Source organism: Mesorhizobium sp. M0306 (assembly GCF_040321655.1).
In the GTDB taxonomy this organism is placed as follows: Bacteria; Pseudomonadota; Alphaproteobacteria; order Rhizobiales; family Rhizobiaceae; genus Mesorhizobium.
This window is the reverse complement of record NZ_JAMYRY010000016.1, coordinates 73,209-93,913: the sequence shown is the minus strand read 5'-3', so window position 1 is coordinate 93,913 and position 20,705 is coordinate 73,209. Positions and strand designations below refer to the sequence as shown.

At 61.3% G+C, this 20,705-nt stretch carries 19 protein-coding genes, 1 tRNA gene and 6 pseudogenes; 15 read left to right on the top strand and 11 right to left on the bottom strand.

The features are described from left to right. Nucleotides 1-24: 24 nt before the first annotated feature. From NKI95_RS21230 to NKI95_RS21220, 3 genes are read right to left on the bottom strand one after another with little or no spacing between them, the layout of a single operon-like run. Nucleotides 25-1,338 carry a homoserine dehydrogenase gene (locus tag NKI95_RS21230; RefSeq protein ID WP_352719223.1) on the bottom strand — a complete coding sequence of 438 codons (1,314 nt, stop codon included), beginning with the start codon at nt 1,336-1,338 and terminating at the stop codon, nt 25-27. A gap of 41 nt (nt 1,339-1,379) precedes the next feature. Next, a complete protein-coding gene (locus NKI95_RS21225; RefSeq protein WP_023678886.1) occupies nt 1,380-2,597 on the bottom strand; it encodes an LL-diaminopimelate aminotransferase in 1,218 nt (405 codons plus the stop codon). Between the two features lie 40 nt (nt 2,598-2,637). Next, nucleotides 2,638-2,970 (bottom strand): hypothetical protein, encoded by a 333-nt coding sequence (locus NKI95_RS21220; protein WP_352719222.1) that lies wholly within the window; start codon nt 2,968-2,970, stop codon nt 2,638-2,640. A gap of 151 nt (nt 2,971-3,121) precedes the next feature. Between NKI95_RS21220 and phaC the strand changes: the two genes are divergently transcribed. The 3 genes from phaC (at nt 3,122) to NKI95_RS21205 (ending at nt 6,654) form a co-directional block, all read left to right on the top strand. After that, nucleotides 3,122-4,957, top strand: coding sequence for a class I poly(R)-hydroxyalkanoic acid synthase (phaC, locus tag NKI95_RS21215; RefSeq protein WP_352719221.1), 1,836 nt, complete (start codon nt 3,122-3,124; stop codon nt 4,955-4,957). 327 nt (nt 4,958-5,284) lie between these two features. Continuing rightward, nucleotides 5,285-6,403: a YcbK family protein gene (locus tag NKI95_RS21210; protein ID WP_352719251.1), complete on the top strand. Its 1,119-nt coding sequence runs from the start codon at nt 5,285-5,287 to the stop codon at nt 6,401-6,403. 176 nt (nt 6,404-6,579) lie between these two features. Further along, nucleotides 6,580-6,654 (top strand) — tRNA-Glu (locus NKI95_RS21205). A 126-nt stretch (nt 6,655-6,780) separates the two neighbouring features. Here NKI95_RS21205 and NKI95_RS21200 read toward each other — a convergent pair. Continuing rightward, nucleotides 6,781-7,077: a DUF982 domain-containing protein gene (locus NKI95_RS21200; protein WP_023678889.1), complete on the bottom strand. Its 297-nt coding sequence runs from the start codon at nt 7,075-7,077 to the stop codon at nt 6,781-6,783. Between the two features lie 298 nt (nt 7,078-7,375). Here NKI95_RS21200 and map point away from each other — a divergent pair, with 298 nt between their 5' ends. Next, nucleotides 7,376-8,203 carry a type I methionyl aminopeptidase gene (gene map, locus NKI95_RS21195; RefSeq protein ID WP_352466984.1) on the top strand — a complete coding sequence of 276 codons (828 nt, stop codon included), beginning with the start codon at nt 7,376-7,378 and terminating at the stop codon, nt 8,201-8,203. A 53-nt stretch (nt 8,204-8,256) separates the two neighbouring features. Further along, nucleotides 8,257-8,706 (top strand): annotated as a pseudogene (locus NKI95_RS21190) (UPF0758 domain-containing protein); the annotation flags it as partial. A gap of 30 nt (nt 8,707-8,736) precedes the next feature. On the opposite strand, the gene NKI95_RS21185 reads toward NKI95_RS21190, so the two are convergent. Next, nucleotides 8,737-9,594, bottom strand: coding sequence for a hypothetical protein (locus tag NKI95_RS21185; protein ID WP_352719220.1), 858 nt, complete (start codon nt 9,592-9,594; stop codon nt 8,737-8,739). Nucleotides 9,595-9,596: 2 nt separating this feature from the next. Next, on the bottom strand, nt 9,597-9,833 hold the full coding sequence (locus NKI95_RS21180) for a DUF6471 domain-containing protein (protein ID WP_352719219.1): 237 nt from the start codon (nt 9,831-9,833) through the stop codon (nt 9,597-9,599). A gap of 102 nt (nt 9,834-9,935) precedes the next feature. Here NKI95_RS21180 and NKI95_RS21175 point away from each other — a divergent pair, with 102 nt between their 5' ends. Then, on the top strand, nt 9,936-10,898 hold the full coding sequence (locus NKI95_RS21175; RefSeq protein WP_352719218.1) for an IS1595 family transposase: 963 nt from the start codon (nt 9,936-9,938) through the stop codon (nt 10,896-10,898). Nucleotides 10,899-10,945: 47 nt separating this feature from the next. Here the strand turns inward: NKI95_RS21175 and NKI95_RS21170 are convergent, their stop codons facing one another. The 3 genes from NKI95_RS21170 to NKI95_RS21160 form a co-directional block, all read right to left on the bottom strand. Continuing rightward, entirely contained in the window at nt 10,946-11,182 is a 237-nt protein-coding gene (locus tag NKI95_RS21170) for a hypothetical protein (protein ID WP_352719217.1), read from the bottom strand. Beyond that, nucleotides 11,175-11,750 (bottom strand): hypothetical protein, encoded by a 576-nt coding sequence (locus NKI95_RS21165; protein WP_352719216.1) that lies wholly within the window; start codon nt 11,748-11,750, stop codon nt 11,175-11,177. The genes NKI95_RS21170 and NKI95_RS21165 overlap by 8 nt, the downstream gene beginning before the upstream one ends. Before the next feature lie 74 nt (nt 11,751-11,824). Next, a complete protein-coding gene (locus tag NKI95_RS21160; RefSeq protein WP_352719214.1) occupies nt 11,825-12,223 on the bottom strand; it encodes a hypothetical protein in 399 nt (132 codons plus the stop codon). A 62-nt stretch (nt 12,224-12,285) separates the two neighbouring features. Between NKI95_RS21160 and NKI95_RS21155 the strand changes: the two are divergent. The 4 pseudogenes from NKI95_RS21155 to trbF form a co-directional block, all read left to right on the top strand. Then, a pseudogene (locus NKI95_RS21155) lies at nt 12,286-12,495 on the top strand (JAB domain-containing protein); the annotation flags it as partial. Nucleotides 12,496-12,670: 175 nt separating this feature from the next. After that, nucleotides 12,671-13,249: pseudogene (locus tag NKI95_RS21150) on the top strand (site-specific integrase); the annotation flags it as partial. Next, nucleotides 13,233-13,892: pseudogene (locus NKI95_RS21145) on the top strand (TrbL/VirB6 family protein); the annotation flags it as partial. The pseudogenes NKI95_RS21150 and NKI95_RS21145, both read left to right, overlap by 17 nt. Continuing rightward, nucleotides 13,892-14,260 (top strand): annotated as a pseudogene (gene trbF, locus NKI95_RS21140) (conjugal transfer protein TrbF); the annotation flags it as partial. The pseudogenes NKI95_RS21145 and trbF, both read left to right, overlap by 1 nt. Here trbF and NKI95_RS21135 read toward each other — a convergent pair. Further along, nucleotides 14,261-14,938: pseudogene (locus NKI95_RS21135) on the bottom strand (SDR family oxidoreductase); the annotation flags it as partial. Between the two features lie 98 nt (nt 14,939-15,036). Here NKI95_RS21135 and NKI95_RS21130 point away from each other — a divergent pair. Then, nucleotides 15,037-15,936: a LysR family transcriptional regulator gene (locus tag NKI95_RS21130; RefSeq protein WP_352719213.1), complete on the top strand. Its 900-nt coding sequence runs from the start codon at nt 15,037-15,039 to the stop codon at nt 15,934-15,936. Here the strand turns inward: NKI95_RS21130 and NKI95_RS21125 are convergent, their stop codons facing one another. Beyond that, complete coding sequence (locus NKI95_RS21125; protein WP_352719212.1) at nt 15,937-16,686, bottom strand: helix-turn-helix transcriptional regulator; 750 nt, start codon at nt 16,684-16,686, stop codon at nt 15,937-15,939. Between the two features lie 32 nt (nt 16,687-16,718). Here NKI95_RS21125 and NKI95_RS21120 point away from each other — a divergent pair, with 32 nt between their 5' ends. Genes NKI95_RS21120 through NKI95_RS21105 form a run of 4 tightly spaced genes read left to right on the top strand, consistent with a single transcriptional unit; the run spans nt 16,719 to nt 20,683 of the window. Further along, the gene (locus NKI95_RS21120; RefSeq protein ID WP_352719211.1) at nt 16,719-16,955 is read left to right on the top strand and encodes a hypothetical protein; all 237 of its coding nucleotides are present in this window, start codon (nt 16,719-16,721) and stop codon (nt 16,953-16,955) included. Continuing rightward, entirely contained in the window at nt 16,939-18,459 is a 1,521-nt protein-coding gene (locus NKI95_RS21115; RefSeq protein WP_352719210.1) for a sugar ABC transporter ATP-binding protein, read from the top strand. Before NKI95_RS21120 ends, NKI95_RS21115 begins: the two co-directional genes overlap by 17 nt. Nucleotides 18,460-18,480: 21 nt before the next feature. Further along, nucleotides 18,481-19,533, top strand: coding sequence for an ABC transporter permease (locus NKI95_RS21110; protein WP_352719209.1), 1,053 nt, complete (start codon nt 18,481-18,483; stop codon nt 19,531-19,533). Nucleotides 19,534-19,564: 31 nt separating this feature from the next. Further along, a complete protein-coding gene (locus NKI95_RS21105) occupies nt 19,565-20,683 on the top strand; it encodes a substrate-binding domain-containing protein (RefSeq protein ID WP_352719208.1) in 1,119 nt (372 codons plus the stop codon). Nucleotides 20,684-20,705 lie beyond the last annotated feature (22 nt).

Below are 20,705 nucleotides of genomic sequence, written 5' to 3'. Positions count from 1 at the left end.
GATTAAACGCAAAATGTGAGACTACTATCCGGCCCGCTCGATGCGGATGACTTGCGGCTTGTCGGTCAGAAGCCTGTCCCTGGTGATGCCGTCGACGGCCTTGCGCACCGCCGCCTCGGTCGTCTCGTGGGTCACCAGGATGACGGTCTTCTGTGCCTCGGTTTCCGGCCCAGCGGCATGCTGGACGATCGATTCCAGCGAAATGTCGTTGTCGGCCATGCGCTTGGCTATTGCCGCGAAAACGCCGAGGCGGTCGTGCACGGTCAGCCGGATGAAATAACCGCCGGCATGGCTGCGCATCTGCGCCTTCTTGTAGGGCTTCAATTCCTTCGCCGGCCGGCCGAAGACCGGACCATGCTGGAAGCCAGGCCGGCTCTTGGCGATGTCGGCAATGTCGCCGATCACCGCCGACGCGGTGGCGTTGCCGCCGGCGCCAGGGCCGGAAAGCAGCAATTCGCCGAGGATGTCGGTTTCTATCGCGACCGCGTTGGTGACGCCGTGCACCTGCGCGATGACCGAGGCCGTCGGCACCATGGTCGGGTGCACGCGCTGCTCGATGCCGCTTTCGGTGCGTTGGGCGACGCCAAGCAGCTTGATCCGGTAGCCGAGATCGCCGGCCGCGCGGATGTCGGCCTGGCTGATGTTGGAGATGCCTTCCATGTAAATATCGTTGGCGGCGATCCTCGTGCCGAAGGCAAGGCTGGTCAGGATCGACAGCTTGTGCGCGGTGTCGTGGCCCTCGATGTCGAAGGTCGGGTCGGCTTCGGCATAGCCCAGCCGTTGCGCATCCTTCAGGCAGGCATCAAAGGACAGGCCCTCGGCTTCCATGCGCGTCAGAATATAGTTGCAGGTACCGTTGAGGATGCCGAAAACGCGGGTCACCGAATTGCCGGCCATCGCCTCGCGCATTGTCTTGATGACCGGAATGCCGCCGGCCACCGCCGCCTCGTAATTGAGCAGCACGCCTTTCCTCTCGGCGATCTCGGCCAATGCCACCCCGTGCTTGGCAAGCAACGCCTTGTTTGCGGTGACGACATGTCGGCCGGCCTCGAGCGCCGCTTTGACGGACGAGCGTGACGGGCCTTCGTCGCCGCCGATCAGCTCGACGAAGACATCTATCTCGGCGGTCTGCGCCATCTTGACGGCGTCGTCGAACCACTGTGCTGTGCCAAGATCAACGCCGCGGTCGCGTTTGGGATCGCGGGCCGAAACCGCCGACACGACGATGTCGCGTCCGCACTGCCGCGTCAGTTCGGCCGCCTTGTCGCGCAGCACGCGGGCCACCGACGCACCGACGGTGCCCAGGCCGGCAATTCCAACACGCAACGCTTCAGCCATGTCCGGCGACGCCCCATTCGGTCGATTGATGTGTAGAAAAATCAGCGATGCGCGGCGAGCGGTACGACGTTATTCGGCTGCTTGGCGCTGGACGCGAGGAAGCGCTTGATGTTGCGCGCCGCTTGCCGGATCCGGTGCTCGTTTTCGACCAGCGCGATGCGCACGTGATCGTCGCCATGCTCGCCGAAGCCGACGCCCGGCGCCACCGCGACGTCGGCGTGCTCGATCAGGAGCTTGGAGAATTCAAGCGAGCCCAGGTGCTTGAACGGCTCCGGGATCGGCGCCCAGGCGAACATCGATGCCGCGGGTGCCGGAATGGTCCAGCCGGCGCGGCTGAAGGCGTCGACCATGACATCGCGGCGTTTGCGGTAGACGTCGCGCACTTCGGCGATGTCGGCGCCGTCGCCGTTGAGTGCATGCGCGGCCGCCACCTGGATCGGCGTGAAGGCGCCGTAGTCGAGATAGGATTTCACGCGCGTCAGCGCCGAGATCAACCGTTCATTGCCGACCGCAAAACCCATGCGCCAGCCCGGCATCGAAAAGGTCTTCGACATCGAGGTGAACTCTACCGCGACGTCGATGGCGCCCGGCACCTGCAGCACCGAAGGCGGCGGATTGCCGTCGAAATAGATCTCCGAATAGGCAAGATCCGACAGGATGATGATGTCGTTCTTCCTGGCGAAGGCCACCACCTCCTTGTAGAAATCGAGCGAAGCGACCAGTGCCGTCGGGTTGGACGGATAATTGAGGATCAGCGCCAGCGGCTTCGGGATCGAATGGCGGATGCCGCGCTCCAACGCCGGGATGAAGCCGTCGTCCGGCTCGACCTGCAGCGAGCGGATGACGCCGCCCGACATGATGAAGCCGAAGGCGTGGATCGGATAGGTCGGGTTGGGGCAAAGGATCACGTCGCCGGGGGCGGTGATCGCCTGCGCCATATTGGCAAAGCCCTCCTTCGAGCCGAGCGTCGCCACCACCTGGCTGTCCGGGTCGAGTTTCACACCGAAGCGGCGGGCATAGTAGTTGGCCTGGGCACGCCGCAGACCCGGAATGCCGCGCGACGACGAATAGCGGTGCGTGCGCGGATCGCGCACCACCTCGCATAATTTGTCTACGATGGCCTTGGGCGTCGGCAGGTCCGGATTGCCCATGCCAAGGTCGATGATGTCGGCGCCGCGCGAACGCGCGCTGGCCTTCAGCCGGTTGACCTGTTCGAAAACATAGGGCGGAAGCCGGCGGACCTTGTGAAATTCTTCCATGGCAGTTCCAGACAGTGAGGTTGCGGTCGCGCGTATAAGCTTATTTGCAATTAGGGTCGAGAGCGGGGTCGCATTTGCCTTCGATCTGCTTCAGCGCCTCGGCGCCGTGTTTTTTTGCCAGCTGGTCCAGCGCTGCTTGGTCCGCGACCTTGACGCCGCCGCCCTTCGCGGCCTGATTCTGCTCCTCGGCCTTCAGTTGGGCAAGCTTGGCGTTCTTTTCCTCGTCGGTGAATTGCTCGGCCGCCACCTGCGGCGGGATGTTCAGGTTCGGATAGGAACCAGTGTCCTTCGCGCCGACAAGGCCGGTGGCGGGCGCTGCACCTTCCATGTTGCTGCTCGTGCAACCGGCCATCGCCAACAGGACGAGCGCCATGCGGCAAAAACGACCAGTGCCGGAAAAAACGTTCTTGCCAATATTAATCGTCATATTGTTTTCCTGGCGGCCGGGTTAGAGCACATTGGACCCTGTCCGATATCCCATGGTAATATGTCAACAAAACGCTTCGGGAGGAACCCCGCGAACCATGTCCAAAACACCCGATTCGGGCAAAGCGGAAGATGACCAACCTTCGACCGTCGAGCAATATCTGGTGAAGGACCCGGAACGCTTCGCTCTGAACATGGCCCGCATGATCGAGCAGGCCGGCAAGGCCGCCTCGGCATGGGCCGAGCCGCGGGAAAAGGGCGAGGTGCGCGATCACGTCGCCGAGCCGGTCGTCGACATGGTGAAGACCTTCTCCAAGCTCACCGAGTACTGGCTCTCCGACCCGCAGCGCGCGCTGGAGGCGCAAACGCGGCTGTTTTCCGGCTACATGACCGTCTGGGCCAACGCCGTCCAGCGCATCGGCGCCGGCGCCGAGGACGCCGAGGACGCGGTCAAGCCCGAGCGCGGCGACAAGCGTTTCCAGGACCCCGAATGGGGCCGCAACGCCTTCTTCGATTTTCTGAAACAGGCGTATCTGGTCACCTCGCGCTGGGCGGCCGAACTGGTTGAGCACGCCGACGGTCTGGACGAGCACACTCGCCACAAGGCCAGCTTTTATGTCAGGCAGGTGTCCAATGCCATCTCGCCGTCGAATTTCATCCTGACCAATCCGGAATTGTTTCGCGAGACCGTCGCCTCGAACGGCGAAAACCTGGTGCGCGGCATGAAGATGCTGGCCGAGGACATTGCCGCCGGCAAGGGTGACCTGAAGCTGCGGCAGGCAGATTATTCGCCCTTCGAGATCGGCAAGAACCTCGCCACCACGCCCGGCAAGGTGGTCGGCCGCAGCGACGTCGCCGAAATCCTGCAATACGATCCAGCGACCGAGACCGTGCTCAAGCGTCCGCTGCTGATCTGCCCGCCATGGATCAACAAATTCTACATTCTCGATCTCAACCCGCAAAAATCCTTCATCCGCTGGGCGGTTGAGCAAGGCCACACCGTTTTCGTCATCTCGTGGATCAATCCGGACGAGCGGCACGGCACCAAGGGCTGGGAGGCCTATATCCGAGAGGGCCTGCAATACGGCCTCGACACGATCGAAAAGGCCACCGGCGAAAAGGACGTCAACGCCATTGGCTATTGCGTCGGCGGCACGCTTCTGGCGGCGGCCCTGGCGCTGATGGCGCAGGAAGGCGACCATCGCATCAAATCCGCCACCTTCTTCACCACCCAGGTCGATTTCACCTATGCCGGCGATCTAAAAGTGTTCGTCGACGAGGAGCAGGTCGCGGCCGTCGAAAAGGCGATGAACGAGAAAGGCTATCTCGACGGCACCAAGATGGCGACCGCCTTCAACATGCTGCGCTCGGGCGACCTGATCTGGCCCTATGTCGTCAACAACTACATGCGCGGCAAGGATCCCCTGCCCTTCGACCTGCTCTACTGGAATGCCGATTCGACCCGCATGGGCGCGGCCAACCATTCCTTCTATTTGCGCAATTGCTATCTCGAGAACAGGCTTTCGCAAGGCATGATGGAACTGGCGGGCCGCACGGTTTCGCTGAAGGACGTTACCATTCCGGTCTACAACCTCGCCTCTAAGGAGGACCACATCGCGCCGGCGCTTTCGGTATTCCTCGGCTCGAAATATTTCGGCGGCGAGGTCGACTACGTCATGGCCGGCTCCGGCCACATCGCCGGGGTCGTCAATCCGCCGGCGGCGCAGAAATATCACTACTGGACCGGCGGCAAGCCGGCCGGCGACTTCGACCAATGGCTCGCCGGGGCCACCGACCATCCCGGTTCCTGGTGGCCGCACTGGCAACGCTGGATCGAAGCCAAGGACAATACCCGGGTACCGGCCCGCAAACCGGGCGAGCACATGCAAATTCTAGGCGAAGCCCCCGGCACCTATGTCAAGGTGCGTGTGTAACCATCTGTAATGTGTGGTGAGTTGACGCGCCGCCAAAAGCGGGCGAAATGGTGCCGTCAACCCTGAGCAGCCTTGATTCATCCTCTAGCCGCCAAATTACTTTGAGGCTTGCAGATTTGACACAGGTCTCGTTTCCGGTTCGGGGAACAAGGGTCATTTCGACGAGACGTTTCGGCGTCGCGCCAATGACGAACCGGTCGGATATCGAGGGGGAATTTTGTTTTGAGATCAGCAGGATCGCGCCTCGCGAAGGGAGAAAGCCGCGCCATTGTGGCGGCGCTTTTCTCGGTGCTCCTGGCGTCCTGCACCTCGGCCGGCGACCCGACCATGTCGGTCGGCATGCCAGGCTATAATACCTCGGCTACCGAAATCAGCACGGCCGCCGGTGCGCCCCAGGCCAGCACGGCCGCATCATCGTCGCAGATGACAACCGCACAAATGACGATGAATGCCGACGGCGACGCCAACCTTCCCGAGCAGGTGGCCTATGTGCCAGTGGCCAAGCCGGGAGCCAAGCCCGATGCCGGCTTCCCGATCGCCGTTCCCACGGCAGCCGAGACGATCCCGGGACAGACGCCGCAGCCGCTGCAACCAAACGCCCAGACGGCTGAACAGGCCGTGGCACAGAACAGTGCTGATGCATCGAAGCCCGACGCCAAGGCCGCCGCGCCGGCGATGAACAACCCGGTTTATGTGACCGCCGGCGAGATGCCGCAGCCACAGGCCTACGCACCGAAGAAAAACTTCCTGGCCTCACTGTTCAGCGCCACGCCTGCTTCGGCGGCACCTTCTTCGCCGGCCAACAGCAGATCGGGCGGGCAGCCAACGGTCATGCAGGCCAAGGCGACGCCTGCGACAAAACCCACCGTCACCCTGGCCTCGGCCAACCCGGCCGAAAAGCCCGTGCAGCTGGTGTCAACCGGCGATACCAGCCACTTCACGGCCGATGCGCTGCCAGGCGTGCGCCAGACGGCGCTGTTCGAGATCAAGCGCAAATCCGGCCTCGACGATGAGAGCGACGTCGACCTCAACGAGGACGAAGGTTCGGGTGGCGCCTACCAGGTCGCCTCCGCCGCCGGCCTCGCCCGGCTGGCACCCAACGGTCTCCTGAAACAGAACGAAAGCGTCGATGTCGCCTGCTTGAAGCCGTCGCTGGTTCGCGTGCTGAAGACGATCGAAGGCCACTACGGCCGCAAGATGACGGTCACCTCCGGCTATCGGGATCCGGCCCGCAACCGCCGCGCCAACGGTGCCAAGAACTCGCTGCACATGTACTGCGCCGCCGCTGACATCCAGGTTCCCGGCGTCTCGAAATGGGAACTGGCGAGCTATCTCCGCACCATGCCGGGCCGCGGTGGCGTCGGCACCTACTGCCACACCGAATCCGTTCACGTCGATGTCGGCCCCGAGCGCGACTGGAACTGGCGTTGCCGCAGGCGCGGCTAGGGCGAGGTTCTTCCGCCACTGCGAAGGCTCCCCTCGGCGGCGTTGCATCATGCTGCAAAAACCAGCTTGGCTGTCGGAAAGACGCGGTTTGGAGCCAACGGAAAAAAGTTGTCGCAGCCGGCGGCAGACGGGTTGCCGGTTTGTCGCGACGCAACTATAAGCGCTCACATCTGAGCGCGCCCATCGTCTAGCGGTCAGGACACCGCCCTTTCACGGCGGTAACAGGGGTTCGATTCCCCTTGGGCGTACCAGCAATTTCAACTTGGCATATGTCTATCGCCAGCGTGATGCTGCGCAAGCTTTGCTGGACCCGCCACTCTGATGGGGATGTCGGCAAGAGGAGGCGAAGACGGACTGAGGATTGTGTCGAAAGCTCCCTACGCCCGCAGTCCCCTCGCCTCGCCGCCCCGCTTGCGCGGAACCATCATGTCCCTGGCAAGGAGGCCGCTCACCCGGCAAAACGCCATGAAGGCCCGCCATGCGTCTTCGGTCTCGACGATGTCCACCGTGGCACCAAAACAGGCGTTGAACGCGGCCTGGTAGGTTGGCCCCTTCCGGCGAACCGGCCACGTTTGCAGGAAATCGAGCGCCTGCTCGACACTGTAGATTTCCTCGACCGGCTGGCCGGGCACAGGCGCGATCCGCACCGGCACCTCGAATTGCAGTCTGTCCATTCGATCTCTCCCGAACCGACGCCCCCGCAGCAACGCCGTTCGTCGCAAAAAATTGCCGTGGCGGCTTAATGCTTGGGCCGCTTCTCGCCCAGAAATGTGTCGTCACTGCGGTAGCCAATGAACCCGGCGGAAGCATGGGCCGCTACAGGCAAGGAGAATGCCCCCAGGCATGAATATCGCCGGTCTTCGGCCGTCGCCGGCAGTTCGTCCTTGAACCTTGCGCTTTCCAGTGCCAAATCTGGGGAGATTTCTCTCGCGGAGGCTCATCCAGCCTCGCATCTCTGCAAGACGGATAAAAATGGTCACCTATCTCGACGCCGCCACGGCACCGCTCAGAAACACCGGCCAGATCCGTCTTTACGACGAGGAAGGTTTTGTCGGCATGCGCAAGGCTTGCGATCTCACCGCGCGCTGCCTCGACGAACTGGTGACGATGGTGGCGCCCGGCGTCACCACCGAAGCGATCGATCGCTTCGTCTTCGAGTTCGGCATGGACCATGGCGCGCTTCCGGCGACGCTCAACTACCGTGGCTACACGAAATCATCCTGCACCTCGATCAACCACGTCGTCTGCCACGGCATACCCGACAGCAAGCCGTTGAAGGATGGCGATATCGTCAATATCGACGTCACCTATATCCTCGACGGCTGGCATGGCGACTCCTCGCGCATGTATCCGGTGGGCACGATCAAGCGTGCCGCGGAGCGGCTGCTCGAAGTCACGTATGAGTGCCTGATGCGCGGCATCGCGGCAATCAAGCCGGGCGCCCGCACCGGCGCCATCGGCGCCGCCATCCAGACCTATGCCGAAGCCGAGCGTTGCTCAGTGGTGCGCGATTTCTGCGGCCACGGCGTCGGCCGGCTGTTTCACGACGCGCCGAACATCCTGCATTACGGCAGCGCCAGCGAAGGCGTCGAGATGCGGCCGGGCATGATCTTCACCGTCGAGCCGATGATCAATCTCGGTCGGCCGCATGTAAAAGTGCTGTCGGACGGCTGGACCGCGGTGACGCGCGACCGTTCGCTGTCGGCGCAGTACGAGCACACGATCGGCGTCACCGAAACCGGCTGCGAGATCTTCACGCTGTCGCCAAAAAACCTCGACCGCCCCGGCCTGCGGGCCTAGTGTCTGGCAGATCGGGCGTTACCGTGCCCGGCAAATGCTGGGTGGGGGCAGCCATGAACGGTGACGACGACGAGCGGGCCTTCTTTCCCGAAAGGCCGGTGCGATCGCCCGCCAAGGCGGTGGCCGCCGACAAGCCGCATTATCTCGGCCATCGCGACCGCTTGCGCGAGCGCTTCGCCGCCGGTCCCAACACCCTCCCCGACTACGAACTGCTCGAGCTTTTATTGTTTCGGCTGATCCCGCGCGCCGACACCAAGCCGGTCGCCAAGGCATTGCTGGCACGCTTCGGTACATTGGCCGAGGTCCTCGGCGCGCCCGTCGAGCGCCTGCAGGAGGTGAAGGGCATCGGCCCGGCGGTGGCGCTCGACCTCAAGGTGGTTGCGGCAACGGCGCAGCGCATGGCGCGCGGCGAGATCGCCGGCCGCGAGCTGTTGTCGACCTGGACGCAGGTTCTCGAATACTGCCGGTCGGTGATGGCCTTCGAGGAGCGCGAGCAGTTCCGCGGTCTTATGTAGCAAACGCACCAAGCCGAATTAGTCGGCTTCGCCCGGAATGGCGTCGTGGACGTCCGTGACGATATAGCCCTTCGGCTCGCCGGCAACCGACTGGACAAGCACGTCCACCACGAAGGTACTGGTCAGCGGGTTTACCTCTTTCGTGATCTGCCCTTTGAGGTCATTGATGGACTTTCGGAAATAGACGGGCAGCGCCTTATCCGAAATTGACGGGATAACACCCTTGTTGCCAGTGCGACCCTTCTCTTTGCCGGGGCCGCGATTTGCTTGATCCATAAACAGCATCACCTCGCGCTTGATCTGGTTATCGGGTGGCGCATCGGGTGCCTCCAAAAGCGACGGGTCTGCACTTAGCGCCGCGTCGATGTTTATGGCCGCGCGGTTCAATTCGGTTTCGTCAAAGTCGTATTCGACCACAGTCTCCTTTTCGCCATCCGTCTTTCGGTAGCGAGCGTGCTTGATCCCAAGTTCTGCGCCTTTCTTGCCGAGTAGTGGCTTCACAAATTCCCTGATGTCGCGGGCGTCGTCGTCTGATGGCGGGTCCAAACGGACCGTATCCTGTGGGCCGCTTGAAAATGCCTTGATGCCTCGCCAAAGCCTATTGGTGAAATCGGCGACGATAAGGACTGAATCTACCGGCTGCACTGCCTGACCGAGCATTTGCAGATAGGGCGCGATCTCCATCCAGATGGAGCCGCTTTCCAGCTTGGTCACATACAGCTTGGGTGCCGTTTCGCCGTGCGGTCTGTAATGACGCCCATACATGCGGGCAAGCGCAGAAAAGCTCTCGGAAAGATCGCCAAGCTCTAGTGGCTGACCCGGATTAAGCAGAATTACAATCCTGTCGCCTTCACGTCTTGATTCAAGATCAGCCATTATTAAAGCCGGATGTCTGTTGCCTGTATTACGTCCAAACATTGTAGCAAAAACGCAGCGGTAAAGCCACCGCGACTTATCTTATTATTTAGATTTCTTTCATTTTCATGAACGCCGATGGCGGCAAGCTTTTCTGCGAGCTGCGCATAGGTCACGCCCTTGCGCTTCAATTCGGATTTCAAAAGGTTCTTCGCTCGCGTCTCATACTCGACGGTAGCCGGGTCGTCCTTACGTGCCATAGGGTCGCCTCAAAAATATCATCGTATCTGATGATATAACCCCTTGCATTTGGCGATACAAGCCCGCATATACGGTGAACAATATCACCGGATATGATGACAATGGCCCAACACTTCCTCCTTTCCGCCGAAAGCCGCTCCCTCTCCCTCAAAGAGATTTACAAGGGCGGCGAGGAAAAGGCTTACGACACGTTCAAGGGCCTTCGCTGGGCTTCGACGCAAGGCGAGCCTGTTTGCCCGAAATGCGGATGCCTGGATCACTACGACATTCCGACCCGTCGCAAGTTCAAGTGCGCCGCCTGCGGTGCGCAGTTCTCTGTCACGTCTGGCACGATCTTCGCTTCGCGCAAGCTGGCGTTTGTCGATCTGCTGGCCGCGATCTGCCTGTTCGTCAACGGCGCCAAGGGCATGTCGGCGGTCCAGTTCTCCCGCGATCTGGACGTGCAGTACAAGACCGCCTTCGTGCTCGGCCACAAGCTGCGCGAAGCCCTGTCGGCTGAAACCAAGAATGAAACCCTTGAAGGCGAAGTCGAGATCGACGGCGCTTACTTCGGCGGCGTGGTGCGCCCTGAGAACCGCGTAGAGGACCGCAAGGACCGTCGCGTGAAGGAGAACCAGTCAGACCGTCGCCGCGTTGTCATCGCCCTCCGCGAGCGCGCTGGACGTACCTTGACGTTCATCCGCCGCCGCGAAGCCGAAGGCGTTGAGATCGCCCGCGCTCGAATGCTTGCCGGCACCAAGCTGTTTGCAGACGAAGCCAGCCATTGGGACGCGCTAGAGGCGGATTACGCTTCAACCCGCATCAATCACTCGGAAAGCTACAGCGACGGCCACGGCAAGCACACCAACATGGTGGAAAGCTATTTCAGCCGCCTTCGCCGGATGGTCGCCGGCCAGCACCACCACGTTTCGCACCGCTACCTTTACCAGTACGCCAATCATGCCGCATGGCTGGAAGATCATCGTCGCCGGTCAAATGGTGGCAACGCATTCGCCCTGCTTGGCGGTGCGCTCAATCATCCTGTGTCGAGGGTTTGGGCGGGTTATTGGCAGCGGGTAGAATAAAAAAGCCCGCTTGAAAGCGGGCTTTTCCGAAAGCCGTGCACGTATTCCTAAGCGGCGATATCGAACTCATGTTCAATATCGTCGTTATTAATACCGTCTGCATCTACAACGAGTGCAACCTCTTTGGAGGCGTCCCAAGAGGCCCATTCGTCGTTTGAAATTTGGTCGACCAAGGTTGCACACGGATTGAGGTTAAGCGACTTCACTCGCTCCATGGCATCCAGGAATCCAGTCCGCAACGCATCAGTCAATTCAACCGATGGTGCCTTTCCAATATCAGCCATGTTCCAACTCCTTTGCCATGTATGTGCCCCCTTTGGGCACATGGTCGTACGGCGCGTACCCATATTTTTCAAAATGCGCAGGGTCAATCGCATCCTTCACCAAAACGCGCTCGCAGCCAAGAAGTTTCGCATATTCTTCGGCACAAGCCAATATGGGCATAAGGACACCGCCCCTAAAGTATGATGGGCCAAAGGACCTTTCAACCCAGTTAACGGTCAGATGGGTCTTACCAGACGAGGGTTTGCCTAGGGCCAGCCCCTGCAAGATCTTCTGATCTCCAAGCGTCTGCCATACAGCCAAATTGAAATTTGATGGCTTTGCCATGAACTTGAAATAGAGCCGTTCCCAGCTATACGGGAGCCCTTCGTGTGTATCCACACCATAGTATTTAGGCCATTCCACCCGCGCATAATCGTAGGCTTCCTGGTTCATGGAAGCTAGCGTGATCCCACGCCACGTCTCTCTGTCTTCCGCTGTTTTTATGCGCCGGTTTAATGCATTCACAATCCGACCGCGCGCTTCGGTTCGCAGGGCTTGGTAGTAACCATACTTATATTCATCGAACATAGCCGAGCCGACTCGCCTCTTGATTTCTTGCCGAGCGAAGTTGTTATTTCGGCCAAAGGCTTAGCACAAGTCTTTTATTTGGGTATTGCTAGGGTCTTTCGCTTCCGCCAGACCTTCGCGGAATTCACGCATTGCCGAATCGGCTCGACAAGAGCCGAGTCCCAGCCCTTCGCCTGCACGATGCGGCGCGCTGTCTCTTTGTTCGTCGCGCTGCCTTCCGCTTCATTCATCAATATCAGGCGGTACAGTTCGCCCTTGCGAAACCGGTTAGGCTTTCGCTTCAATGCCGGTATCAGCGTCGGGTCGCCCTGATAGCCAAGGATGAGCAGCACGGCGTCAATGTGGTGAAGTTGGTCGGCCAGGTCCGCACCCTTGAACCGGATTGCGCCGGAAATCTCGGCGCGCTTCGCGACCAGCGTGTTAATCGCGTGCTCGTATCGGGTGGAGCGGACAATGGGGGCAACTCTTGGCATTCCCTGATTCTAGGGGAACGAGCTGCCGCGTGCTTGGTCTATGTTGGTGCGTTTGCTACATAAGACCGCAGTTCCGCATCCTGTTCCTCGACAAGAAAAACGCGCTGATCGCCGACGAAGTGCAGCAGGTCGGCACGGTCGACCACACACCGGTCTATCCGCGCGAGGTGGTCAGGCGCGCCTTGGAGCTCTCCGCCACGGCGATTATTCTGGCGCATAACCATCCCAAAATGCCTATTTCAATCCCGCAGGCTCACGCTCTATCACGCTGATTCATCTGCATTTTTTGACTTGTCGTAATCCCGGTTAGTGTGGCAGATTCGGGGTGGGTTTCGGGGGATCAAAACCCCTACAGACCCCAGTTGCCGACCCTAGTTTTCCGGTGGGTGCAAACCCCACTTACCATCCGTCGGCAAAGGCCACTCTCAACCCAACGGGAGAACAAGCATGCCGATCATCTCCGATGGAGAAATACGCGCCGCAATCAGGCGGATCGAACATAGTGGCAAGCAAGAAACACTTGTCGATGGCGGAGGACACGGCACCGGCCGGCTCATCTTGATCCTGAAGCCGATGCCGACCCGCGTGACTGCCGATTGGATGGCGCAACAGTGGCGCGATAAGAGGCGCGTCAAAAGGAAGATCGGTTCATACCCATCGATATCTCTCGCCAGTGCGCGCGAGATATTCGACCGCGATTTCGCCAAGATCATCCAGAAGGGCCGCAGCATCAAGATCGCGACAGATACCCGACCGGGCACCGTGGCGGATCTGTTCGCAGGCTACGTCACCGCACTCAAGGCAGCGGGTAAGCCCTCCTGGAAGGAGACAGAAAAGGGTCTCAACAAGATCGCCCACACGCTCGGACGCCATCGGCTAGCACGCGAAATCGACCCAGAGGAAATTGTCGAGGTAATCCGGCCGATCTATGAGCGCGGCGCCCGCGCCATGGCAGACCACGTCAGAAGCTATGTCCACGCCGCCTACAGCTGGGGCATGAAATCCGAACACGACTACCATCGACGACGCCATGGCGATCGTTCTCGCAGCGCTCGCTCTGCTCGGCCTTGGCATCTTTGGCCCCGGCATCGCTAACGGCCTCGTCTCCGGCGGACCCCAGCTCGGCGCTGGAGCCGCTGTCGGCACGGGTCTGGCTGCCGGCGGCGTCGCGATGGCAGGCGGTGCTGCCCTTGGCGCGGCGGCAAGCGGTGCTGGCGCTGTGACAGGTGGTGCGGCGACGGCTGCGCGTGGTGGCGCCGCGCTCGCCGGTGGAGCCGCGACTTCCTACAGCCTCGCCTCTGCCGGCCAGACAGGCGCGGCCGGCGTGGCCTCCGGCCTCGGCGGCATCGTCCGCGCCGGTGCCAGTGCCGCCACATCGTCGCTCCGGCGCGCCGCGTCCCGCACTGCCGACAGCATGGCGCAGAGCTTTTCCAGTGGTGCAAAGGCCGCCTTCGAGGCCACTGGCGGCACGTCGACTGAAGGCACGATCGGCGGCGCTGCCAACGATCCTTCCACTTCCCCCGGCGCCTCGACGCCGCCCGCCTGGGCGAAGCGCATGAAGCGCTCCCAGTCGGTCAGCCATGGGGCCTCGGCCGTCAGCCACGCCGTGCGATCGGGCAACGCCCATGGCGGTGGCTCTTCCGTCAATCTCTCCGAAGGGGACCGCTGATGTTCAAACGACCTTCCACCCACTACGGCAAGACACCCGAACCCGAGACGCCGTACCAAAAGGCGGCCCAGGTCTGGGATGAGCGCATCGGCTCGGCCCGTGTCCAGGCTAAGAACTGGCGCTTGATGGCGTTTGGCTCGCTGCTGCTCGCCGGCGGCTTCGCGGCGGCGCTGGTCTGGCAATCGGCGCGAGGCACCGTCGTTCCCTGGGTCGTTCAAGTCGACCGGCTCGGCCAAGCCCAGGCGGTCGAGCCAGCCGTCACCGATTACCGCCCGACCGATCCGCAGATCGCCTGGCACCTCGCCCGCTTCATCGAACAGGTCCGATCGATCCCCGCCGACGCAATCATCGTTCGGCAGAACTGGCTCAGTCGAACCGGTGGCGAAGGGCGTTGCCATTAGGAAGAGAACGGCATTGGCAATGTCATCTGCTTGGCCGATACGTTTCACCGGCAGGCGTTGCGCGACGCCATTGAACATCGCTTCCCGCTTCTCGGCATCGAGGCCAGACCATAACGGCGTCGCAATTAGCCCCGGCGAAACCGCGTTGACCCGCACCGGCGCGATTTCCAGCGCAAGGCCGCGTGCCAAGCCTTCGAGGGCGGCGTTGATGGCGCCCTGAAGCACGGAGGTTGCCGAAGGACGGACACTGAGGAAGCCCGAGACGAAGGTCAGCGAACCGCCGTCACGTATCTTTACTGCGCGGGCGACACGGTAGGCGCCCCAGAACTTGCTTTCCATCGCCTTCGTTGCGTCTGGCAGCGGAAGAACCCGCACCGGGCCGCTCGGCGTCTGTGCTGCGGAGACGACGACATGGTCCCACAAAGTAACGTCCAAATAGCGTTCGACGGCCTCGTTGTCGCCGGTATTGAGCTTGACCGCCTGAAGTTTACCGGAGCTCGAGTTAACGGCAGTGTCAAGTTTTTCTTGCGAGCGTGACGCCACCGTGACTTCCCCACCACTTTCGGCGGCACGAAGCGCTGTTGCCAAGCCAATCCCCGAACTACCTCCAACGATCAATATCTTCTGATTATTCAAGGACTGCATCTGTCTCGCTCCCTAGACCTATTGCGCGGAACCTACCCCGTTTCTGATTGCACAATAATATGTTGCGGCCGCCAGAGTTTGTTGTCATATCTGCAAGAATGGTTGGCGATCTCATCGATATGGTTGCGTTTGCCAGCATAGCGGAAACAGGCAGCCTCTCGGCCGCGGCTCGCAAGCTTAGCCTCTCGCTTGCCGTCGTGAGCAGACGCCTGTCGCGTCTTGAGAGTCGTCTCGGCATGCGGCTCGTCAATCGAACGACTCGGCGGCTTTCATTGACCGACGAAGGGACGGCATTTTATGCGCGGTGTGCGCGCATATTGTCAGATATAGAAGAGGCTGAACTGGAGGTAACGCGCGGCCGCGAGACAGCGTCCGGCTTGCTGCGTGTCACCTCGACTGTAGCCTTCGGCCGACGAACTCTTGCGCCATTGCTGGTCGAATTCCAGCGAATGCATGAGGGGCTTCAGATTCATCTTCATTCCAGCGATACGATCGAGAACATTGTAGACGCCGGCTACGATCTTGCTGTCCGCTTTGGTGCCTTGCCCGATTCCAGTCTTGTCGCTCGACAACTGGCGCCCAATATCCGGATTATCTGCGCTGCGCCGTCATACCTTGAGCGGTGCGGCCGCCCTGCAGCAGTAGAAGATTTGCTCCGTCACGACTGCATCGCATTCGGAAATCCAATCTTGGATCACTGGACCTTTGCCAATGGCGAAACTATCAAGGTCAAAGGCGTGCTGACTAGCAATGACGGGGAAACCGCACATGCTTGGGCCCTACAGGGCGCAGGACTTATTTTGAAGTCGATTTGGGACGTAGCGGACGATCTGCGAACCGGTCGCCTTGTGACTGTCCTTTCTCAGTTCCCGCTCCCAGCCTCGCCAATCCACGCGGTTTACCCGCATAGCCGCCATGCCGCCGCCAAGGTAAGGCTATGTGTCGATTTCCTTGCGCAAAAGCTCCGTAGAATCGGCTTGCCTCATGCAGGTATTTGATCACCCAATGGTGAGACGGTCGTTAGGTATGCTGGAACGTGCGGCAAGCGTTCTTGGAAAATAAGCTAGGAAGCATTCCAGTATACTCTTCGAATGCCACGGTAAAAGCACCTGAACTGCTAAATCCAACCGCAAAGGTGTTTCAGTAACACTTTGTCTGTTGCGCAGCAGTTCCATCGCCTTGTTCATTTTCAGTTCGGTTATGAATTCGCGCCAACTTATACCGAGTTCATCCCTGAAACGTCGGCGAAGCGTCCTCTCGGACATACCGGCGGCAGATGCCGCCTCAGCAACGCACACGCTGTCGAAATTCGCCCGAGCAAACGAAATCGCACGTTGCATTTCGGGCGCTTTGCCGAACGGTGTCCACATCGCCCGCTTGCGATCGAACCAGTCGGCAAAGAGGCGTCCGATGGCTTCATAGAAGGAGTTCGCAAGGGCGTCGGCAGGGTCTCGCAAGCAGTTCCAGCGGCGCGAGTAACCGACCATCTCGCGGGCGAGCACGGGGATCGGCACGGTCCAGCAGCCGGGATGGCGCCAGTCCGTTTCCGAAGCCGTGAACTTGACCAGGGTGACAGTTGCTGGATTGGCGGCGACCAGTCGATATGGCCGCATGGTGGGAATGTAGACCATAAAGCCGGCAGGCAGCGTCCAGCGACCAGACGGGCCTAGGAGCCTGACCTCGCCCTGCTCGACGCAAACCAGCATTCCGCCGGGCTCTGCCTCTGAACTAGCGTCGAACTTTCTCATCGAGAGAAAGACCGTGTGCGTAGGCGCGCCGAGTGGGAGACGAACTCGGGATCCTTGGGTCCGATTTCGAACTGCTCGAACGGAACCGCCGCAAACGGGCAGTTGTCCTGCGCAACGATATTCATCCCTATACCTTTCTGCATTTTGGCCGATTATCTCAAATCTATGGCCATTTTCCGAAAGACGGCCACTCCCTCATTCTTAGCAAGGGACGAAAGAGCCCTGTGGGGAAAGGCATCAAGGGAGAGTGGAATGGCTGGGCGCTTTGACGCTTTAACCGACGCCGGCCAAAGCGCGCTGTTCTCGGTACGCGATATCAAGAAGAGCTTTGGCGGTACCATCGCGCTGGGTGGCGTATCGTTCGATGTCCACTCTGGAGAAATTGCCGCGTTGCTTGGTGAGAACGGTGCGGGGAAATCCACCCTGATCAAGATAATGGCCGGGGTGTTCCGTGCCGACGCCGGCGAGATGCGCTTCAAGGGCGAACTCCTGAATACCGCCGCGGCGCATGGCAGGATCGCCTTCATCCATCAGGATCTCGGCCTCATACCGTGGATGACTGTCTCTGAAAACATCATGCTCGGCACCAGCTACAAGCGGCGTTTCGGCCTTATCGACTGGAAAGGCGCTGCGGCGGATGCTGCCAATGCGCTGGCCATTGTCGGCGGCGACATCCATGCCGACGACCGCGTCGGCGACCTGACGCGAACTGAGCGCTCGCTGGTGGCAATCAGCAGGGCACTGGCCAGCAAGGCTGAACTGGTTGTGCTGGACGAGCCGACGGCCAGCCTACCGCAGCCGGAGGTCGACCGCCTGCATGAGGTGCTCCGCCGGTTGCGTTCGAGGGGGGTCGGCATAATCTACGTCTCGCATCGCCTCGACGAGGTCTATGCGCTGACCGACCGTGTCGTGGTCCTGCGCGACGGCCGTGTGGCCGCCAACCGCAATACCAAGGGTTTTGATTCGAAAGATCTCGTGCAGGCCATCATTGGTCGACCGCACGACCAGGTGTTCGTAAGGCCAGATGCTCCTGTTTCTCCCGGAACCGTTCTCGACGTGCGGAGCATGACCGCCGGCGAAGTCGGCCCGGTAAGCTTCACTGTCGGCAAGGGCGAGATCGTCGGTTTAGTCGGCCTGCGCGGCGCCGGACAGGACGCCATCGGCAGGGTGCTTTTCGGTGTTGCACACCGCGACGACGGAGAGGTCACGCTGGACGGCCAAGATTATTCAGCGCGCGATCCGCTTGAGGCGATCCGCTCAGGAGTGCTGATGGTTGCCGGCGACCGCAACGCCGAATCCGTAGCCCACGGCATGAGCGTCCGCGAAAACATGTTCCTCAACCCCTCCGCCTCGGGGCGCGGTCTGATGGAGTTCCGCGCACCCGGTACGGAAGTCGAGGAAGCGCGGCGCCTAGGCGCCAATGTGAGGTTGAGACCGAATGAACCGTCCGCTCACATCGAGACGCTGTCGGGTGGCAATCAGCAAAAGGTCGTTATGGCGCGGTGGATGCGCATCGGCGGTCGCCTCTTGATCCTAGAAGACCCAACCGCCGGCGTCGACGTCGGCGCTAAGGCGGAAATCTATCGGCTGATCGGTGAGGCAACCGACCGCGGTCTCGGCGTGCTGCTGATTTCCACGGACTTCGAGGAGGTCACGGCAATCTGCCACCGTGTCCATGTCTTTGTCAGTGGCCGCATCATTGCTGGAATGCAGTCATCACAACTGTCTGTCGAGGCACTGGTAAACGCGGCGTCGCTTTCGGCCGCGGCATAGTCAAGCAGACGGGAGGAAGAAATGGAATCGATCAAATCGACTGCGCTCGAACCGACGCCGCGCGAACTGGCGGGCCTTAGTTCTCTGCAGCGCACCGGCCGTCTGGTGCCCGTCTACGGTCTGCCCATCCTGACCGTGTTGCTGATCATCCTCTTCTCGCTACTCCTGCCGCGCACCTTTCCGACGTTGCTCAATCTGCGGTCCGTTCTGGGCGACAAGTCGATCATTGCCCTGCTGGCTCTCGCCGCGATGGTGCCAATGATGGCGGGCCGTATCGACCTGACGGTCGGCTACGGCATCGTCATGTGGCACGTGCTGGCGATCAGCCTGCAGACCACTTTCGGCTTCGACTGGCTCACCGCCTGCCTGATCGTGCTGGCCTGCGGCGCCGCCCTCGGCGCGCTGAACGGCTTCCTGGTTGAGATCGCCCAGATCGACTCGTTCATCGCCACGCTGGGCACCGGCACGCTGCTTTACGCCCTGGCGCTTTGGCACACGGATGGCCGGCAGGTCATCGGCGCGCTGGCGCCGGAATTCACCTCGATCTACGCCACCAACCTGTTCGGGCTGCCAATCGCGGCGTTCTACGTGCTGATCATCTCGGTGGCGCTGTGGATCGTCGCTGAATACCTGCCAATCGGCCGCATGCTCTATGCGATCGGCGCCAATCAAAGAGCCGCTGCGCTCAACGGCATCCGCACCCGCCGGTTCGTCATCGGCGCTTTCGTCACCTCGGGCCTGATAGGCGCCTTTGCCGGCATCATCCTGGCCGCGAAGCTCAGGATCGGCCAGGCCAGCGTGGGTCTTGAATTCCTGCTGCCGGCGCTTGTCGGCGCCTTCCTCGGCTCGACCACCATCAGACCCGGCCGGGTTAACGTCTGGGGCACCGTTGTCGGCGTGATCATCCTCGCCGTCGGCATCTCCGGCATCCAGCAATTCGGCGGCGCGTTCTATGTCGAGCCGCTCTTCAATGGGGCGACCCTCCTCGTGGCCATCGGCCTGGCCGGGTACGCCCAACGACGCCGCACCTTCGGTTCTGCCTACAAAACCACGCAGCGGCCGAAGAAAGACTAGCGACCACCAAATCAAAACGGAGGAAACTGCAATGACCAGACTGAAGCTCTCACGTCGGCTGATGGCGCTTGCCTTGTCGACGGCCATATTCGCTCCCGTGGCCGTGATGGCGCAGGATGCCGGCGTCGAGGCCGCGAAGGCCATCGTCGCCGACGCCGCGAAGTCGAACGCGCCGTGGACCGGCCCGACCACCGGCCCGGCCGCTCAGAAAGACAAGTTCATCGTCTACGTCTCCGCCGACCAGCGCAACGGCGGCATGCGTGGCGTCGGCCTCGGTGTCGAAGAGGCGGCCGGCGCGCTCGGTTGGCAGGTTCGTACCCTCGACGGGCAGGGCACGGTTTCGGGCCGTTCGTCGGCTCTGCAGCAGGCCATCGCGTTGCAGCCGCAGGGCATTGTGCTCGGCGGCATCGACGCCAAGGAGCAGGCCGAATTGCTGAAGCAGATCTCGGCTGCCGGCATCAAGATCGTCGGCTGGCATTCGACCGCGACCCCCGGGCCGGCTGACGAGTTCACCCTGTTCGCCAACATCACCACGGAAGCGACCAATGTCGCCAAGGCAGCGGCGTCCTACGCCGTCGCGCAGTCGGACGGCAAGGCCGGCGTCGTCATCTTCACCGACTCGGTCTACGCGATCGCCATCGCCAAGTCCGACGCCATGGCCGAAGTGATCAAGGCCTGCGGCGGCTGCAAGCTCCTGTCGGTCGAGGACACCCCGCTGGCGGAAGCGAGCACGCGCATGCCGCAGCTCACCACGTCGCTGCTGCAGCGCTTCGGCGCCGACTGGACCTACTCGCTGAGCATCAACGACCTGACCTTCGACTTCATGTCGGCGTCGCTGCAGTCGGCTGGCATCGCTCAGGACAGCATCCCGCAGAATATCTCTGCCGGCGACGGCAGCGAAGCGGCTTTCCAGCGCATCCGTGACAATTTCTACCAAGCCGCGACGGTGGCGGAGCCGCTGAACTTGCATGGCTGGGAAGTTGTCGACGAGATCAACCGCGCGCTGGCCGGCGAGAAGTGGTCGGGCTTCGTGGCGCCGGTGCACCTGGTCACCAAGGATAATATCGGCTCCGACGGTGGTCCGAAGAACACCTACGATCCCGATAACGGTTACCGCGACGCCTACAAGAAGATCTGGGGCATCCAGTAACAGTCTTTCTTTGCGAGAGGGG

Coding starts and splice junctions, on each gene's coding strand:
- NKI95_RS21180 (WP_352719219.1), bottom strand. CDS start 9,833: ATGGCACGTAAGGACGACCCGGCTACCGTCGAGTATGAGACGCGAGCG.
- NKI95_RS21185 (WP_352719220.1), bottom strand. CDS start 9,594: ATGGCTGATCTTGAATCAAGACGTGAAGGCGACAGGATTGTAATTCTG.
- NKI95_RS21105 (WP_352719208.1), top strand. CDS start 19,565: ATGACCAGACTGAAGCTCTCACGTCGGCTGATGGCGCTTGCCTTGTCG.
- map (WP_352466984.1), top strand. CDS start 7,376: ATGGTCACCTATCTCGACGCCGCCACGGCACCGCTCAGAAACACCGGC.
- NKI95_RS21230 (WP_352719223.1), bottom strand. CDS start 1,338: ATGGCTGAAGCGTTGCGTGTTGGAATTGCCGGCCTGGGCACCGTCGGT.
- NKI95_RS21160 (WP_352719214.1), bottom strand. CDS start 12,223: ATGCCAAGAGTTGCCCCCATTGTCCGCTCCACCCGATACGAGCACGCG.
- NKI95_RS21125 (WP_352719212.1), bottom strand. CDS start 16,686: ATGAGAAAGTTCGACGCTAGTTCAGAGGCAGAGCCCGGCGGAATGCTG.
- phaC (WP_352719221.1), top strand. CDS start 3,122: ATGTCCAAAACACCCGATTCGGGCAAAGCGGAAGATGACCAACCTTCG.
- NKI95_RS21115 (WP_352719210.1), top strand. CDS start 16,939: ATGGCTGGGCGCTTTGACGCTTTAACCGACGCCGGCCAAAGCGCGCTG.
- NKI95_RS21210 (WP_352719251.1), top strand. CDS start 5,285: ATGTCGGTCGGCATGCCAGGCTATAATACCTCGGCTACCGAAATCAGC.
- NKI95_RS21200 (WP_023678889.1), bottom strand. CDS start 7,077: ATGGACAGACTGCAATTCGAGGTGCCGGTGCGGATCGCGCCTGTGCCC.
- NKI95_RS21130 (WP_352719213.1), top strand. CDS start 15,037: ATGGTTGGCGATCTCATCGATATGGTTGCGTTTGCCAGCATAGCGGAA.
- NKI95_RS21175 (WP_352719218.1), top strand. CDS start 9,936: ATGGCCCAACACTTCCTCCTTTCCGCCGAAAGCCGCTCCCTCTCCCTC.
- NKI95_RS21165 (WP_352719216.1), bottom strand. CDS start 11,750: ATGTTCGATGAATATAAGTATGGTTACTACCAAGCCCTGCGAACCGAA.
- NKI95_RS21225 (WP_023678886.1), bottom strand. CDS start 2,597: ATGGAAGAATTTCACAAGGTCCGCCGGCTTCCGCCCTATGTTTTCGAA.
- NKI95_RS21110 (WP_352719209.1), top strand. CDS start 18,481: ATGGAATCGATCAAATCGACTGCGCTCGAACCGACGCCGCGCGAACTG.
- NKI95_RS21170 (WP_352719217.1), bottom strand. CDS start 11,182: ATGGCTGATATTGGAAAGGCACCATCGGTTGAATTGACTGATGCGTTG.
- NKI95_RS21220 (WP_352719222.1), bottom strand. CDS start 2,970: ATGGCGCTCGTCCTGTTGGCGATGGCCGGTTGCACGAGCAGCAACATG.